We start from the raw sequence: 14,885 nt of genomic DNA on the forward strand, positions 1-14,885 counted from the left end.
ACGGTGGCTATTTCGGCATCTGCGAATTGTTTGATCACGCATGTGCGCCACGCGGCGATCGGGGTTACCAATTACGTAGAAACAGTGGCCTTTTATCGCGACATCTGGGGCCTGGAGGTCGTAGCAGAGGCGCAGGACGTCACTTATCTGGGCTGCAAGGCGGGTGGCGAAGCCTATGCTGTTCGCGTGCGCAAGGCTGAAGAAAAGCGCGTGGATTTCTTTGCATTTGCTGTCCCGGGAAAAGGAGACGTCGACGCGCTGTGTTCGCGCCTGCGAACCGCGGATGTCAAGATCGACCGGGAGCCTGGGCCATTGCAGACGCCAGGCGGCGGCTATGGATTTCGCTTCTTCGATTGCGACGGTCGGCTGATCGAAATTTCCGCCAATGTTGAAATGCGACCGGCAGTAGCGATTGATCCGAAGCAGGCGGTCCCGCTGAAGCTCAGCCATGTCGTCATAAACTCGGTAGATGTCCTCGCGACGATGGAATTTTACAAGGCGCATCTCGGTCTCCGACTGACAGACTGGATGGCCGACATGATGTGCTTTCTGCGTTGCGGCACCCAGCACCATGTCTTGGCGATCGCCAAGGGGCACAAGACTTCCCTCAATCATATCTCATTCGAGATGGGCAGTCTCGATGCCTACATGCGCGGAACCGGTCGTTTGATGCGGGCGATGGGCCGCAAGCCGATTTGGGGACCGGGCCGACACGCGGCAGGCGATAACACTTTCTCTTATTTTGCCGACCCGGCCGGTAACATCGTGGAATATACGACTGAGCTGGAGACGGTCGACGAAGCTACCTGGAATGTGCGCCGGTTCGAGGCCAGTCCCGAAGCTTCGGATCTGTGGGGAACAGCCGGGTCTCCTTTCGACGAAATGGTGCCGACCATGATCGCGGGTGAAGACAAGGGCATTTGGAAAAGCTGCCCGATCTAATCAGGTAGTAATTATAGCCGTTTCCCGATTACGTTCCGGTATGATGCTATTAATTATAAATAATATTGCGCATCAATATAAATATCAAAGCATAAAATTCTAGAAAAGAAATAAAAGGGGAGATTTATTATGCGTTTGAACAGATATTTGTTCGTATCGATTCTGGCGACGACGTCATTAATTGGCGTGGCACAAGCGCAGGAGGCGAGCCAAGGCGAGAGTTCCTCCAGCAGCGTTGCCGATCAGTCCGACCAGATCGCCGACATCATCGTGACCGCTCAGTTCCGGCAGGAGAGCGCGCAAAGCGCAGCAATTCCGATCAGCGTCGTCGACACTTCTGCCTTGACCCGCGCCGGCGTCTCCTCTGCATCCCAGCTCACTACAATCGTACCTGCTTTGCAGGTCAGCCAAGGTGGCGCAGGCACGCAGGCATTTTACTTGCGCGGCGTTGGCAACACGTCCGCTACTTCCCTGGTTGATCCGGGCGTGGCGTTCAATGTCGATGGCGTCTATATCGGCCGGCCCACATCAGTTAAGAACACCTTTTTCGACCTGGAACGGGTAGAAGTCCTGAAAGGGCCGCAGGGTACTTTGTACGGGCGGAATGCGACCGGCGGCGCGATCAACGTCATCCCGGTCAGCCCGAAGATCGGTGAAACCGGAGGCTATCTGACCGGCACCGTCGGCAATTACGACACGGTCGGACTTTCGGGGGCCGTCAATGTCGGTCTGTCCGATATATCCGCCGCACGCGTCGCCTTTACGTATAACGAGCATGACGGCTATCTGTCCGACGGCACGAATGACGAAAAGGGCTATGCCATTCGCGCGCAGCTATTGGTCGAACCGTCGCCCACCGTGAAGCTGAAGCTGTCGGCGGACTATGCTCACAGCGGGGGCAATGGCACCGGGTCCGTCATTACCGGATATCTCACGACTTTCGGCCTCACACCGGTCGACGACCCCCTCCCGCGGACCGTTGGTCTGCAGGATCCAAGAACAGCCGCCATCCTGCAGTCGCTTTATTCCTTTCCAGCGGGCAGATTTGGCGACATTACGTCACCCCTCGATCCCTCCACCGACAACCATTATTGGGGGGTCCGCGCCGAGATCAATCACGACAGCCCGATCGGAGCCTTGACCGCGATCGCATCCTACCGGGAGTCGAGCCTTTCAAGCCTGGATACCGGAACCGGTTTCCCCAGCCTTACGCGGCAGGATGATAACCAGTTCAGTCTGGAAGCCCGCCTCGCCAGCCCCGATGAGGGCCTGATACGTTATCTGCTGGGCGGATATTATTATACGGAAAGCATCAGGTCCGATTATAACTTTAACGTTGCGGTCCTGTCATCGACGCAGAATATACGCGTGGGTACGGATTCCCTGGCCGGCTTTGGACGGCTCACCGTCGCTCCTACTGACTCCTTCCGGATCATCGGCGGCGCCCGCCTGACCCACGAGAAAAAGCCCTTTTCGGGAACCAACACCAACATTCGGCTCGTGTGCACATTGCCGGGCATCAACCAGTGTCCGGATGCGCCGCTTTTTCCGACGCCATCGTCTCCCTTCGTCCGCACGCTGGTCAGCGAGTTCGGCCTCGTGGATGTCAGCGGGGGGACGGGGTCTGTCTATGTCCTGCCCACCGGTCCAGCGGGTGTGATCTACACCGCCGCGACGACGACGCTGGATGAAGAACAGTCTGAAACGCGTGTCACCTGGCGCGCGGGGGTCGAATATGATCTGACGCCATCCAACCTGCTCTACGCGAGCGTCGAGACAGGCTATCATGCGGGCGGTTTCAGCTTTTCGGACTTTATCCCGACATTCGGGCCGGAAACCGTGACAGCTTATACAATCGGAACGAAAAATTCCTTCCTGGGCAACAAGCTGCGCGTGAACATGGAATTTTTCTACTGGATTTTCAAAGATCAGCAGGTGTCCCACTTCGCGGACGATGGCTTAGGAAATTTGTCGTTCGTGACCGAGAACGCCGGCAAGTCGAAGAATTACGGTTTCGAAGTGAATGTCATCGCGAAACCGGCGCGGTACACCACGTTGAATGGAGATATACAGTATCTCAACGCCAAATATGACGAATTCTCTTATCTCCTTCCCTCCGGGCCGACCTCTCCCCCGCCGGTAACCGGATGTCCGTTTGCGCCCGCGCCTGGCATTTCCGATCAGGTGCTGGTGAACTGCTCCGGCTTTGACGCGTTGCGATCCCCCAAATGGACGATCAATCTTGGCGCGGAGCAAGTCATTCCGGTCGGAACAACATATGAATTGGTGTTCAACGCCGACTTTCATTATCAAACCCGAAATATGGTAGGCTTCGAAATGCTGCCAGGCATCAGCGAGCAGGAAGCCTATACCACCACAAATGCCGCGATCACCTTCAGACATGCGGATGCGAACTGGGCGATTACTGCCTTTATCCGCAACATCGAGAACGAACATCCGATCGGCCAGAGCTTCTTCAATAACCAGCTAAGCTCCTTCGCCTCGTCGCCACTCCCGCCAAGAACATATGGCGCGACGGCAAGCATCCGTTTCTAGGGCGGACGTACGAAGTTGGGATCGCAAGGGATAACCTTTTGCTGATCGTGTGATTGACAGGTGGCCGTCACGATGGAGGCGGGGATGTTTTGGCTCCCCGCCCAGCCGCTCACCGGCACATCAGCGGGGACAGGCCGCGTACTTCGGCTCGTGGCCAAGGATCATGCAGGCGCAAGCCTGGCTTCGGGTGAAGTACGGGGCCGGCTTGGCACCTGCGCGATTTGGAGCGCGGCTCGGCGGCTCGCACCTGTCGCTTGCAATGGCCTGCACCAAACTTACGGCGTTGCTGCCAGCATGACGGTAGCTCAGGACGCGCTCAAAGATCCGCCGCCGCCTGAAACTTCTCATAAATCCAGCATCTCAAGGATTGACCGTGAATTCGACGGAGCCGAGTGCGGCCACGTCTAGGCGGACAGGGCCGGGTGCACCGATAGCGACTGCTTCGGTGGCAGCGCCTGCCAGAATGATCATCCCCGCTTCCAGCCGGGAGCCAATTTCCTTTACCAGGCGAGCCGCCGAAACGATGGCCAGCACGGGGTCGCCAAGAATCGCGGAGGACGATCCAGTAAATCGCTCGCCGCCGACCTCCATCGTCATGTGCGCATCGGACAGGTCGAGGCCGGGATCGCGCCACTGGCCGATCGCGAAGGCAGCCGAAGAACTGTTATCGGCGATGACATCGGCAAGGCTGAACTTGAAATCGCGGTAGCGCGAGTCGATGATCTCGATCGCAGGCGCAACGGCATCGATCGATGCCAATGCGTGATCGCGGGAGATATCGCCTGATAAGGGCGCACCAAGCCGAAAGGCGATTTCCGGTTCGACCCGGGGATGGACGAAAGACGACAGGCTGAGCCCCTCGGCACCGATCCGCATCCTGTCCGAAAGCTGGCCGATGATCTGATCGGACACGCCCATCTGCTTCATCTTTGCGACGCTGGTGAAGCCCATTTTGAAGCCGACGATCCTTTCGCCGCGGTCGGTCCGCCGTTTGAAAAGGCCCTGCTGCACCATATAGGCATCTTCAAGGGATAAGCCGAACCTGGTGGAGAGCTGGTCCGTTGCGGTCGCTGACTGTTGCGCCTGGTCGAGGCTGTCGACCATGGTTTCGATAGAATGTTTCAAGATCATGAGCCTTTATTTGCGGAAGCTGATGGATGGGGGGGCAGGGGGCCGCCCTGATGAAAGAAAGAGCCGACATCGAGGACCGCACCGGAAATGGTTGCACCCGCGGGCGATATCAGAAATTCGATGGCCGCGCCGATATCCGCGCCATCGGCCGGTCGGCCGGCGGCCGTTCCCGGCATGGATGCGCGGATACGCGCGCTCTCCTCTGGAGACGATGCGATCATGCCCGACATCAGCCCTCCGCCGGGAATGACTATGTTGGAACGCACATGATCGTGGAAATGATCATAGGCGATAGATGCGCTCAAAGCGATGAGGCCGCCCTTGCTGGCCGCATAGGCCGCCATGTTCGCCTTGCCCCAGCCCGCGCCCGATCCGATATGCACGATCGCGCCTCCTCCAGAGGCTGTCATCACCGGGAGCACCGCTTTCGAGCAAAGAAACGCTCCGCCGAGGTTCACAGCCAAAGTCTGCTGGAACCGCTCGAATGATGTATCCGGCACGGAACCGAGCCATCGCACGGCCGCATTGTTGACCAATGCGTGAATGCGCCCATGCTCGGCCATCGCCAAGGCGATGACAGCATCGATCTCGTCAGGCGACGTGACATCTGCCTCGACGACCGTGACCGGCAGCGATCGTGCCGTCGACCACTCTTTCAAAGTGCCCCGCCCAGGCGCCTCGATGTTCATGGGCAGATCAGTGTCTAGCCCGAAAGCGATGACGTCGTAACCCTTGTCGGCCAGATAGATCGCTATCTGGGCACCGATTCCGGTAGCAGCGCCGCTTATGAGGACCGCGCCGCTCACGCAGCGCTGCCTCCTTGGGGGGGCGTGAGGTCAGGGTGCCACAAGGCCCAGCCGCAACCGGCCGTGGCTTTTCGCGCGGGGAAATAATCCAGGATGTCCGCCTTTATGCCCGGATATTGTTGCTGAATGGCGGCAGCCGCCACCAGCCAGGATCGCAGTTCGCCGGTTCCCGAGTCCATGCTGGCTGACTGGAAGGAGAACAGGCCGCCGAGCGGATCGATCCGGCCGTCGGCAAGAATGTCGAGCAGCCAGCGGTCCAGGGGTTCGTCCACCCAGCCTGACCGCGGCCCTACCGGATCATGCGACATGCCACCGCTCGCGAGTATCGCGATCCTCTCCGGCTGGCGCGCGCAGAAGGCGCCGATGGCCCGCCCCAGTTCCAGGCATCTTTTCCCCGTCATGTTGGCCGGTGAATTTTCGATTGTCTTGATGATCACCGGGAGGACGGGCACATCGAGTTCCGGCATGATCGAGGGCAGGGGGCGCACAATGGCATGGGGGGCCCCATGTGTCGGGCGACCCTGCGGCACGATCTTGGTCGATGTCGAAACATCGAAATCGTCGTCCAGCAAGGATTGCGTCAGCGCCTGCGCCAATTGCGAATGAACCGCCAATTCCAAGCCGAACCGGTCGGGGTGTTCAAAAAATTGCAGTGGCGGATCGCTGTCCATCGAGCCGTAATTATGAAAACCTTTGATGGGATCGCTGCCGGAATAGACGAACAGATTAGGGATGTGGGTCCGGTCGAACCATTCGTCCTGATCGCCGCCGATTACGACCAGAACGTCGATCTCTGCCGCGCGGAAAGCCTTTCGGAAGGTCTCGAACGCGGCGTTGCGGCGCTCTATGAAGGATGCGATCCTGTCCGCATCCTCTTCGTACACTTCAGGGGGCTGCGGCACATGGCTGCTCAATATTCGCCAGTAACGTTGCCAACCTTCATAGGTCTCCTGGAACAGGCTCGGGAAATGCGTGCACGCCATGCCAAGCGCCAACGTCATGGCCGGGCCTCCCAAACCATCGTGCCGATTCCGGCGGCGGCCCCGTGGAACGGGAAATAGTCACAGACGCGTGCCTTGGCGCCGGAGCGTTCCATAGCAGCGCCCAAGGCCAGCCACAGGCGCAATTCCGCAGTCGTGCCATTCAACGTAAGCGAGCGAGCGCTCCACATGTCGATCAGGTCCTCCGACCGACCAAGGGCCAGCCGCTGCATCGCCCAGCGATCAAGTTTTTCATCGATCCAGCCCGCCATATATCCGCGCGGGTCGCCGCTCATGCCGCCAGACACGACCATGCCAAGCCGCTTGTCACTATATCCCAATATTTCCCCCAGCGCTTCACCGAATGCCCACAAGCGCGATCCACTGGAGCGCGGAAGAGAATGGCAGTTGATATGGATCGGGACGATCGGGATCGTCACTTTCAGTTCGCGAAGAAGTTCAACTATGCCCGGCGCCATGCCCCGTTCAGGATCACCCACCGGCCGGAACGCGCCGCGCGACTCCGCAATATCGAAATGGCGCAGTACCAGTTCTTGAGCGATGAAATTGGCGAGGTCTTCATCACAGTTGAAGGTGGTTGGATTTGCAGTCTCGCCGATGTGAGCGATACTACTGTCGCCCCAGATTTCCTCGCCGATGAAGACGTGGAACTGCGGCGTATTGCTCCTTGAGAAATAGCGGTCGTCATCGGCGATGAGTACCACAAGGGTGTCGAGTCCGGCCTCGTTGATGCTCAACCGGGCACGGTCGAGCGTCTGGCTAAACCGGTCGATATAAGCCTGCCGCTCGGCTGGTCCCTCGGCCGCCGTTTCCGGCGGCTGCACGGCATCACCAATAAGATATTCCGTGACCATTTTCTGATTGTCGCGGCCCCGGTAGAGCGACGGCGCATAAGACGAGGCCAAACCTAATTCCAACGGCATCTTCTCTCCACAATCCGCCCGAAGCGTACAAACCGCTTGACGGGACAGATGTTGTGATACCATAAGCTATGGCAGCATAGCAATATGGATTTCGCATGATGGGACAGGTTGAGGTGGCTACGAGAACAATGCCGGGTACGGAAGCGGAGATGATCGACCGCGCCGCTTTCTCCAGCGAGGACATATATCGGCAGGAGCAGCTTGCCATATTTGCGAAGTCCTGGCTGTTCGTCGGGCATGAGAGTCAGATTCCCAACAAGGGCGACTTCTTTCTCTCCCGCTTGAGCACGGATCAGGTCATCGTTGCCAGGGGGAATGACGGTCAGGTTCGCGTAATGCTGAATTCCTGTCGCCACCGCGGTATGGCCGTGTGCCGGTATGACAAGGGTAACGCAGCCCGGTTCACCTGCGCCTATCACGCTTGGACATTCGCGAATGATGGCTCTCTGGTCGGTGTTCCACGATCGTCGGAGGGGTATGGCGGGCAGCTGGACCGGTCGCAATGGTCCCTCATTCAGGCGCGGGTTGCCTGTTTCCATGGCTCTATTTGGGCGACATTTGATGAATCGCTTCCGGCGTTCGAGGACTATCTTAGCGATGCAGCGCTGCTGTTGCGCGATTTCCTGAGCGGCCCCGACGGTGAGGATGATGGCCTGGAAGTAATAGACGGCATTTCCAAATGGATCATTCCGAGCAACTGGAAATTCGGCGCTGAAAATATGGCGGGCGATCTGTATCATGAGCCCAGCCATTTCTCGGTCGAGCGGCTCGGCATTTCCCTCAGCGGCGAAAAGGGTCGGCATGTTTGGGACACGGTCGACAGTCCCAGCCGCATTCTGAATGTCGCCTACCCGGCAGGGGGGCATGGCGGGCGCGTCACCCTATATGAGAAGGAGGGCCGCGAATATCATTCGATGTGGGGCCTGAATCCCAGCGTCGATGAATATTTCCGCAACGCCCATTATGCCCGCAATGAACGGCTGGGTGATCGCGCCCGTTTCTACAATAGGGGCGGGTCGCTCTTCCCCAACTTTTCCTACAACGCTGCCGGGCGTTGGTCCGTCAGCCTGTGGGTTCCGCTGTCCGCTGGCAAGACCGAAGTTCTGCGATGGTATTTTGTGCCAAAACGCGCGCCTCAGGACGTCAAGGACGCGCTGCGATCCTATCTTCTTCGTTATGCGGGTCCGGCCGGAATGGTCGAACAAGACGATACGGAAAACTGGGCGATGGCCCAAACGGGCGCGGCTTTGGCCAGCGCCGCGCAGCATCCTTTCAATTACGAGCTCAACCGGGGCAAGGCGCAGTGGGCCTGGCCGGTGAGCTGGCTGGGCGACGGCGCCTTTGTCGATGAAGGCGTTTCGGAACATAACCAGCGCATTTTCTACGCCAAATGGCTGTCCATGATGAACGGGCAGGGCGGTGGCCGTCCGGGGGTGGAAGGGTGAGCAATCTGGATATGAGCGAGATGCAGGAAGACAGGGCGGATAAGATCGCACAGTTGTGGATGCAGCGGGAAGTAGAGGATTTCTACGCGCTTGAGTGCGAACTGATCGACAGCCGGCAATATGACGCCTGGCTCGACTTGCTGGCCGACGACGTCCGTTACTGGATGCCGCTCGCACGCAATATGAAGAGCGCCGATCCTGGAGAGGAATATACCCGCGCTGGTGTCGGCTATGCCTGGTTTGACGAGGGCAAGCCAACCCTAATAGCGCGCGTCAAGCAATTGCAGAGCGGAGATCACTGGGCCGAGGAGCCGCAATCGCGAACCACCCATATCGTCACCAACATCAGGATGAGCGATTACGCTGATGAAACCGTCAAGGTAAATAGCCGCTTCATTGTCCACTTCAGCCGGATGGATTATGAAGACTGTTTCTACGTGGGCCGTCGCGAGGATGTACTCTTGCGCCACGATGGTCGGTTGCGCCTCAAGTCGCGGGCTATCTATCTCGACCAGACGACTTTGCTGGCGAAGGGCATGACCACTTTCTTCTGAACGGCACGAACCGTGACACAGGTAATAAAAGGTAGAGGGTAGAAACAATGACGGCGGACAATATCGTTCTGACGGAACACGGTCGCTTGAACGGTATCAGGCATCAGGATCTGCTTTGCTTTCTTGGTGTGCCGTTCGCGGCACCACCTGTGGGGAATTTGCGATGGAAACCGCCGCAACCCGTTACTCCCTGGCAAGGTGTGCGCGACGCCCGGGCCTTCGGGCTGGACGCAATCCAACCTGTGCGGGGAAGGACGTCTCGCGCGCCCGGTCAATCCGAAGATTGCCTGTATCTCAACATATGGGCTCCGGCCGAGCCGGTGACGGACGGCTGGCCCGTGATGATATGGTCGGGCGGCGGCAGCTTCACAACCGGTGGCGGCGCATTTTCGGAGGAAGAAGGCGCCGCTCTGGCGCGGCAGGGTGCCGTCGTTGTCAGCTTCAACTATCGTCTGGGCGTTCTCGGTTTCCTCGCTCATCCGGCTTTGTCGGCTGAATCGCCCCATGGCTCCTCCGGCAATTACGGTCTGCTGGACCATCTGGCTGTGCTGGCCTGGGTCAGAGCCAATATCGGGCAGTTTGGCGGCAACGCCGACAATCTCACCTATGTCGGGGCGTCGGCCGGTGCTGCCGCCGGTATTGCGGCGCTGGCCTCCCCGCTGCTGACCAAGGCCTTCGACAAGGCGATCTTTCAATCGCCGGGTTCCTACGCGCCCCTCAGTTCACTTGCCGATGCCGAGGATCATGGGTTGCAGCTGGGGCTCGATCTCGAGGACCTGCGAGCGCTGGATGCAGCGGAACTGGAGGCGCGTGCTGCCAGCCTGGCTTCGCCATCGCTCACGCTGACCGCTGCGCGCCCAATGCGGCCCATAGTCGATGGTTGGGTCGTGCCAACCCAGATTGATCCAGCATCCCCCGATTTTCCTGTCATTCCCTTGCTGGCAGGCTCCAATGAAGATGAGGGACGCTTTTTTGCCAAGCGCATGAATGTTGCTTCGGCTGATGACTACCGCGGTTATTTGGAGAAGGTGTTCGGGGCCACCGCCGACGCTGTTGCGGCGCTGTATCCCGTATCTTCCGACAGAGACGTCGGTTCGTCATTTTCGCGTCTGTTCGGCGATCACTCAATCGAGCTGGGGCTGCGTCGCCTTCTTCGTGCGATGGCCGACCGCCGGGCGGATGTGTTCCGCTATGTTTTTGACCATCGTCGCAACGATGGCATCCCACCCACGCATGCGGATGAGGGAGACTTCCTCTTTGGAACTCTTGAGGATGTTGACGGTGATGATCGTCAGGCGAGCGAAATCATGATGCGATACTGGGTCAATTTTGCGCAAACCGGCGATCCCAACGGAGCCGGGCTTGTCGAATGGCCCCGGTTCACGACCAGCGAGGAAGCCCATCTGCTCCTCGCCGCGACTCCACGCGCCGGTGCAAAATGGCGTGAGAGCCAACTCGCCTCTCTGCAAAAGCTCATCTAGCATAACTTATGCTTGCATAGCGTCTGTAACCGGTCTATCCCCGCAGGCGAGAAACCTGGGAGGATGTCTAATGAAAAAAATGATGCTGCTTGTCAGCGGCTCGATGGTTGCGCTTTGTCAAAATGGCGCAGCGGCGCAGACGGTTTCCGACCCGACCATGGTCGAGGATATTGTCGTGACTGCGCAACGGCGTTCGCAAAGTCTGCAGGATGTACCGATCTCAGTCGCTGTGGCTACTGGAGACGCGTTGCGATCAAACAACGTCCTTACCCTCGGTGACCTGACGTCGCGCATCAACAATGTGAAGGTGAATGTTGGTGGGGCATCGGATGTCCTCACGGTTCGCGGCGTCGGCTCCGGCACCAATGCTGGCTTCGAACAGTCGGTGGGAACCTTTCTGGATGGCATCTACCTGGGCCGTTCGCGGGCGACACGGCTGGGCTTTCTTGATATCGAGCGTATCGAAATTCTGAAGGGGCCCCAATCGACCTTTTTCGGCAACAACACCATCGCCGGTGCGTTAAGCGTCACGTCGGCCAAGCCCACCAGCACATTTGAAGGATATGCCAATCTGGCATATGCGCCTACTGATGGCGAATATGTGGCAGAAGGCGTCGTTAGCGGGCCGCTGACCAATAATCTCTCCGCTCGGGTGGCTGCCAAATTCACCGGTATGGACGGGTTCGTGTTAAATACCCGGACCGGTAACAAGGGACCCGATAACAGCGACAAGCAAGGTCGTATCGCCCTGCGCTGGGACGGATCGGATGATCTCCAGGTCGATTTCCGTGTCGATGGTGCGCAGTTGCGTGACCAGAACCAGTATAATTTCGAAGTGCTCAATTGCCCCAATCCCGATTTCGGTACGCCTACCGGGGCGTGCGCTCAGTCTATCCGTGAGGGAACGGCGGACAATCGGCTGGATTACGTGACCGCAGTAGGGCCGAGTTCTTTTGACTATGACATGGTCAACAGTGGCCTGACCATCAGCAAGGAGTTTGGCGAGTCCACGTTGACATCGACGACAGGCGTCTTTCATCACAAGCTGCGCCAGCTGGTTCAGGCTTCCACAGGCGCGGGTGTCGCGGCCTTGGGCCGGAACGATGCTTTCCCCCAGGTGCAGCTGGAAAATTACGACGCCTACAGCCAGGAATTGCGCTTCCAATCCCCCACTGATCGGTGGTTCAGTTACGCCGTTGGGGCCTATTTCGAACACAACGACCTGAAATCAAGCAGCTTTCGCGCTTCTTATAACAGCAACGTAGCGGCGAGCCCCTTGTTGGCGGGGCTCGTTCCTGCCAACACGCCTTTCGTTCAAAGCATCAACGTACATCAGAAGCAGACCACGCTGTCTGGATTCGCCGCACTTACGGTCAAACCTGTCAATATGATCGAAGTAAACCTGGGCGGTCGTTTCAGCCGCGTCAAGAAGACGGCTGACCGATCATCCGTTGTTGGGACCGGGGGCCAGGCTCCTGATCAGCAGTTCAGCGCCTTCTCGGATGCAGTCGCCGAGATATTTGCTGCCAATTTCGGTTTGCCTGTCAACGGCGGAGCAAAAGTCGGCCATTCGGCGGCGTAAAACCAGGCCATCGTGTTACATGCCGGGGGGAGTGGCGTGAGGGCGTAGCCCGAGGGCCACTCCCCCCGGCATTGGTGTAATTTTCAGGGTCTGGTTTTGGCCTTGCGGGCCCGGCTGTGCGCGAGGCGATAGCTTTCGCCGTTCATCTCGAGGATGCTGACGTGATGGGTCAGGCGATCGAGGAGCGCGCCTGTGAGACGCTCAGATCCGAAGGTTTCGGTCCATTCGTCGAAGGGCAGGTTGCTGGTGATGAAGGTGGAGCCGCGTTCGTAACGCTGGGAGATCAGCTCGAACAACAGTTCGGCGCCGGTCTTGGAGAGCGGCACAAAGCCCAGTTCGTCGATGATGAGCAGCTTGTATCCGGCCATCTGCTTCTGGAAGCGCAGAAGACGGCGCTCGTCGCGGGCCTCCATCATTTCGCTGACCAGCGCTGCCGCGGTGGTGAAGCCCACCGACAGTCCTTTCTGGCATGCTGCCAGTCCGAGCCCCAACGCTACGTGCGTCTTTCCGGTGCCTGATGGCCCCAGAGCGATGGCGTTCTCACGCCGCTCGATCCACTCGCAGCGCGCCATCTCGAGCACCTGCATCTTGTTGAGCCTGGGGATGGCGGCGAAGTCGAAGCTGTCGAGGCTTTTGACGGCGGGGAAGCGCGCGGCCTTGATGCGCCGCTCGACCATGCGACGCTCCCTGTCGATCATTTCCATCTCGACGAGGCGGGCGAGGAAGCGGATATGATCGACGCCTTCAGCGGCACATTGCCGCGCGAGCTTGTGATGCTCACGCAGGCACGTAGGCAGCTTGAGCGCCTTGAGATGGTGAGCGAGAAGGATCTCCGGGGCCTGATCGCTCATGCGGCCTCCTGCCGGTCGGAGAGCAGGCTCAGATAGGCTCTGGCAAAGGTCTTCTCGACCGTGGTGCGTGGCAGGAAGGGATAGACGTCCAGGTCCAGCCTGGGCGGTACGCGTTCGATCCGGCACAGGACGAGGTGCTTGACGGCATCGAAGCCGATGGCGCCAAGATCGATGGCCTGTTCGACCGCCGCCTGGAGATCGGCGAGGGTGAACGTTTCCAGCAGGCGCAGTACCTGCACATATTCGCGCCTGCCATGTTTGTGCATGCGCCCTTCCATCAACCGCTGCAGTGTCGTGAACGCTTCGGGCAGGTCCCAGCCCTGCAAAGGCGCAGCCTGGTCGAATGCGTTGATCTTCTGCTCGATCAGCGGGAGATAATGGAGCGGGTCGAAGACAACCTCCTCGCGGGCATAGCAACGAGGATGACGGGCGATGACTTCGCTGCGGCAGCCGATCACCACCTCATCGACATAGGCCCTGATCCAGACCTCCTGATGGCCCCAGGCCACCGGAACCGAATAATCGTTGGTCCTGTAGCGCACCAGGGATTGCGAGGAGACCCGCCCGCCTTTCTGATCGCAGGCCTCGAAGGGTGTAGCGGGCAGAGGCTGCATGGCCGCGAGATCGCGCTGCAGCCGCTCACCGATCGTCTCGCTCTGCCCGCGCACCTTGTCCTGCTGGCGCTTGCGGCATTGCTCCTCCAGCCACAGGTTGAACGCCTCCCAGGTCGGGAACTTCGGGATCGGCACCATGAAGTTGCGCCGGCAATAGCCTACCAGCCCCTCCACATTGCCTTTCTCGTTCCCCTTGCCCGGGCGAGCATAGCGGTCGCGGATCACGTAATGTGACAGGAAAGCGCTGAACAGCGTGGCACGCTGCCGCGTGCCGTCGGGCAGGATCTTCGTCACAAGGCAGCGATCGTTGTCATAGACGATCGAGCGCGGTACCGCGCCGAAAAACGCGAAGGCATGCACGTGTCCGTCCACCCAGGCCTCCGCCACCGCCGCCGGATAGGCCCGCACATAGCAGGCATCACTGTGCGGCAGATCGAGCGCGAAGAAGTAGGCCTTCTGCTCCACCCCGCCGATCTCCACCAGCGCTTCCCCGAAATCGGCCTGCGCATCTCCCGCAGGGTGCGCCAGCGGCACGAACATCTCCCGGCTGCGCTGTTCGCGCTCCCGGATGTAATCCTTGATGATCGTATAGCCGCCGGTGAAACCATGCTCGGTGCGCAAACGGTCGAATACCCGCTTCGCCGTATGGCGTTGCTTGCGCGGGACACTGCGGTCACCCTCAAGCCATCCATCAATGATCGCCACAAACCCGTCCAGCTTCGGGCGCTGCGGTACGGACTGGCGCCGGTAACCCGGCGGCGATGAAAACGACAGCATCTTGCGTACCGTTTCGCGCGACACATTGAAACGCTTCGCCGCCGCCCGTTGGCTCATGCCATCCGCGCAAGCCAGACGGACCTGAAGATAAAGTTCCACGCTGTAGATCCCCACACCTCCCTGACTCGGCAGAAAGGCTTCAAGGTGGACGACTTTTACGCCGCCCGCAGCAGGACTATCCCGCCGCTACCGTGGTCGAATATTGCTCCGCCGTTCTCAGGG

General features: G+C 59.3%; 12 protein-coding genes. 6 read left to right on the top strand and 6 right to left on the bottom strand.

Features of this window, described 5'->3' with window-relative positions:
• Positions 1–942 (top strand): VOC family protein (locus BHQ40_RS21675; protein WP_216094917.1); only part of this gene is annotated, 942 nt, incomplete at its 5' end.
• A gap of 129 nt (positions 943–1,071) precedes the next feature.
• Entirely contained in the window at positions 1,072–3,498 is a 2,427-nt protein-coding gene (locus tag BHQ40_RS21680; RefSeq protein WP_070157880.1) for a TonB-dependent receptor, read from the top strand.
• A 360-nt stretch (positions 3,499–3,858) separates the two neighbouring features.
• On the opposite strand, the gene BHQ40_RS21685 is transcribed toward BHQ40_RS21680, so the two are convergent.
• From BHQ40_RS21685 to BHQ40_RS21700, 4 genes are read right to left on the bottom strand one after another with little or no spacing between them, the layout of a single operon-like run.
• On the bottom strand, positions 3,859–4,623 hold the full coding sequence (locus tag BHQ40_RS21685) for a 2-keto-4-pentenoate hydratase (protein ID WP_253183438.1): 765 nt from the start codon (positions 4,621–4,623) through the stop codon (positions 3,859–3,861).
• Between the two features lie 2 nt (positions 4,624–4,625).
• On the bottom strand, positions 4,626–5,435 hold the full coding sequence (locus BHQ40_RS21690) for an SDR family NAD(P)-dependent oxidoreductase (protein ID WP_070157882.1): 810 nt from the start codon (positions 5,433–5,435) through the stop codon (positions 4,626–4,628).
• The gene (locus tag BHQ40_RS21695; RefSeq protein WP_070157883.1) at positions 5,432–6,436 is read right to left on the bottom strand and encodes a DODA-type extradiol aromatic ring-opening family dioxygenase; all 1,005 of its coding nucleotides are present in this window, start codon (positions 6,434–6,436) and stop codon (positions 5,432–5,434) included. The genes BHQ40_RS21690 and BHQ40_RS21695 overlap by 4 nt, the downstream gene beginning before the upstream one ends.
• Entirely contained in the window at positions 6,433–7,359 is a 927-nt protein-coding gene (locus BHQ40_RS21700) for a DODA-type extradiol aromatic ring-opening family dioxygenase (protein WP_070157884.1), read from the bottom strand. The genes BHQ40_RS21695 and BHQ40_RS21700 overlap by 4 nt, the downstream gene beginning before the upstream one ends.
• Positions 7,360–7,454: 95 nt before the next feature.
• Here BHQ40_RS21700 and BHQ40_RS21705 point away from each other — a divergent pair, with 95 nt between their 5' ends.
• From BHQ40_RS21705 to BHQ40_RS21720, 4 genes are all read left to right on the top strand, one after another.
• A complete protein-coding gene (locus BHQ40_RS21705) occupies positions 7,455–8,804 on the top strand; it encodes an aromatic ring-hydroxylating oxygenase subunit alpha (RefSeq protein ID WP_083277097.1) in 1,350 nt (449 codons plus the stop codon).
• A complete protein-coding gene (locus BHQ40_RS21710; RefSeq protein WP_171905921.1) occupies positions 8,801–9,358 on the top strand; it encodes an aromatic-ring-hydroxylating dioxygenase subunit beta in 558 nt (185 codons plus the stop codon). Before BHQ40_RS21705 ends, BHQ40_RS21710 begins: the two co-directional genes overlap by 4 nt.
• Before the next feature lie 47 nt (positions 9,359–9,405).
• Positions 9,406–10,839 (top strand): carboxylesterase/lipase family protein, encoded by a 1,434-nt coding sequence (locus tag BHQ40_RS21715; RefSeq protein ID WP_083277099.1) that lies wholly within the window; start codon positions 9,406–9,408, stop codon positions 10,837–10,839.
• A 70-nt stretch (positions 10,840–10,909) separates the two neighbouring features.
• The gene (locus BHQ40_RS21720) at positions 10,910–12,421 is read left to right on the top strand and encodes a TonB-dependent receptor (protein ID WP_070157887.1); all 1,512 of its coding nucleotides are present in this window, start codon (positions 10,910–10,912) and stop codon (positions 12,419–12,421) included.
• 83 nt (positions 12,422–12,504) lie between these two features.
• Here BHQ40_RS21720 and istB read toward each other — a convergent pair whose 3' ends face one another.
• Both istB and istA read right to left on the bottom strand, forming a co-directional pair.
• Entirely contained in the window at positions 12,505–13,272 is a 768-nt protein-coding gene (gene istB / locus BHQ40_RS21725) for an IS21-like element ISSsp5 family helper ATPase IstB (protein ID WP_007686288.1), read from the bottom strand.
• Positions 13,269–14,762 (bottom strand): IS21 family transposase, encoded by a 1,494-nt coding sequence (gene istA, locus BHQ40_RS21730; RefSeq protein ID WP_011950768.1) that lies wholly within the window; start codon positions 14,760–14,762, stop codon positions 13,269–13,271. Before istA ends, istB begins: the two co-directional genes overlap by 4 nt.
• Between the last annotated feature and the right edge of the window lie 123 nt (positions 14,763–14,885).

Source organism: Sphingobium phenoxybenzoativorans (assembly GCF_001757355.1).
Classification (GTDB): Bacteria; Pseudomonadota; Alphaproteobacteria; order Sphingomonadales; family Sphingomonadaceae; genus Sphingobium; species Sphingobium phenoxybenzoativorans.

Excerpts from the sequence above, each read along its gene's own strand:
- BHQ40_RS21720 (WP_070157887.1), top strand. The coding sequence starts at position 10,910 with ATGAAAAAAATGATGCTGCTTGTCAGCGGCTCGATGGTTGCGCTTTGT.
- istB (WP_007686288.1), bottom strand. The coding sequence starts at position 13,272 with ATGAGCGATCAGGCCCCGGAGATCCTTCTCGCTCACCATCTCAAGGCG.
- BHQ40_RS21705 (WP_083277097.1), top strand. The coding sequence starts at position 7,455 with ATGATGGGACAGGTTGAGGTGGCTACGAGAACAATGCCGGGTACGGAA.
- BHQ40_RS21715 (WP_083277099.1), top strand. The coding sequence starts at position 9,406 with ATGACGGCGGACAATATCGTTCTGACGGAACACGGTCGCTTGAACGGT.
- BHQ40_RS21700 (WP_070157884.1), bottom strand. The coding sequence starts at position 7,359 with ATGCCGTTGGAATTAGGTTTGGCCTCGTCTTATGCGCCGTCGCTCTAC.
- BHQ40_RS21695 (WP_070157883.1), bottom strand. The coding sequence starts at position 6,436 with ATGACGTTGGCGCTTGGCATGGCGTGCACGCATTTCCCGAGCCTGTTC.
- BHQ40_RS21680 (WP_070157880.1), top strand. The coding sequence starts at position 1,072 with ATGCGTTTGAACAGATATTTGTTCGTATCGATTCTGGCGACGACGTCA.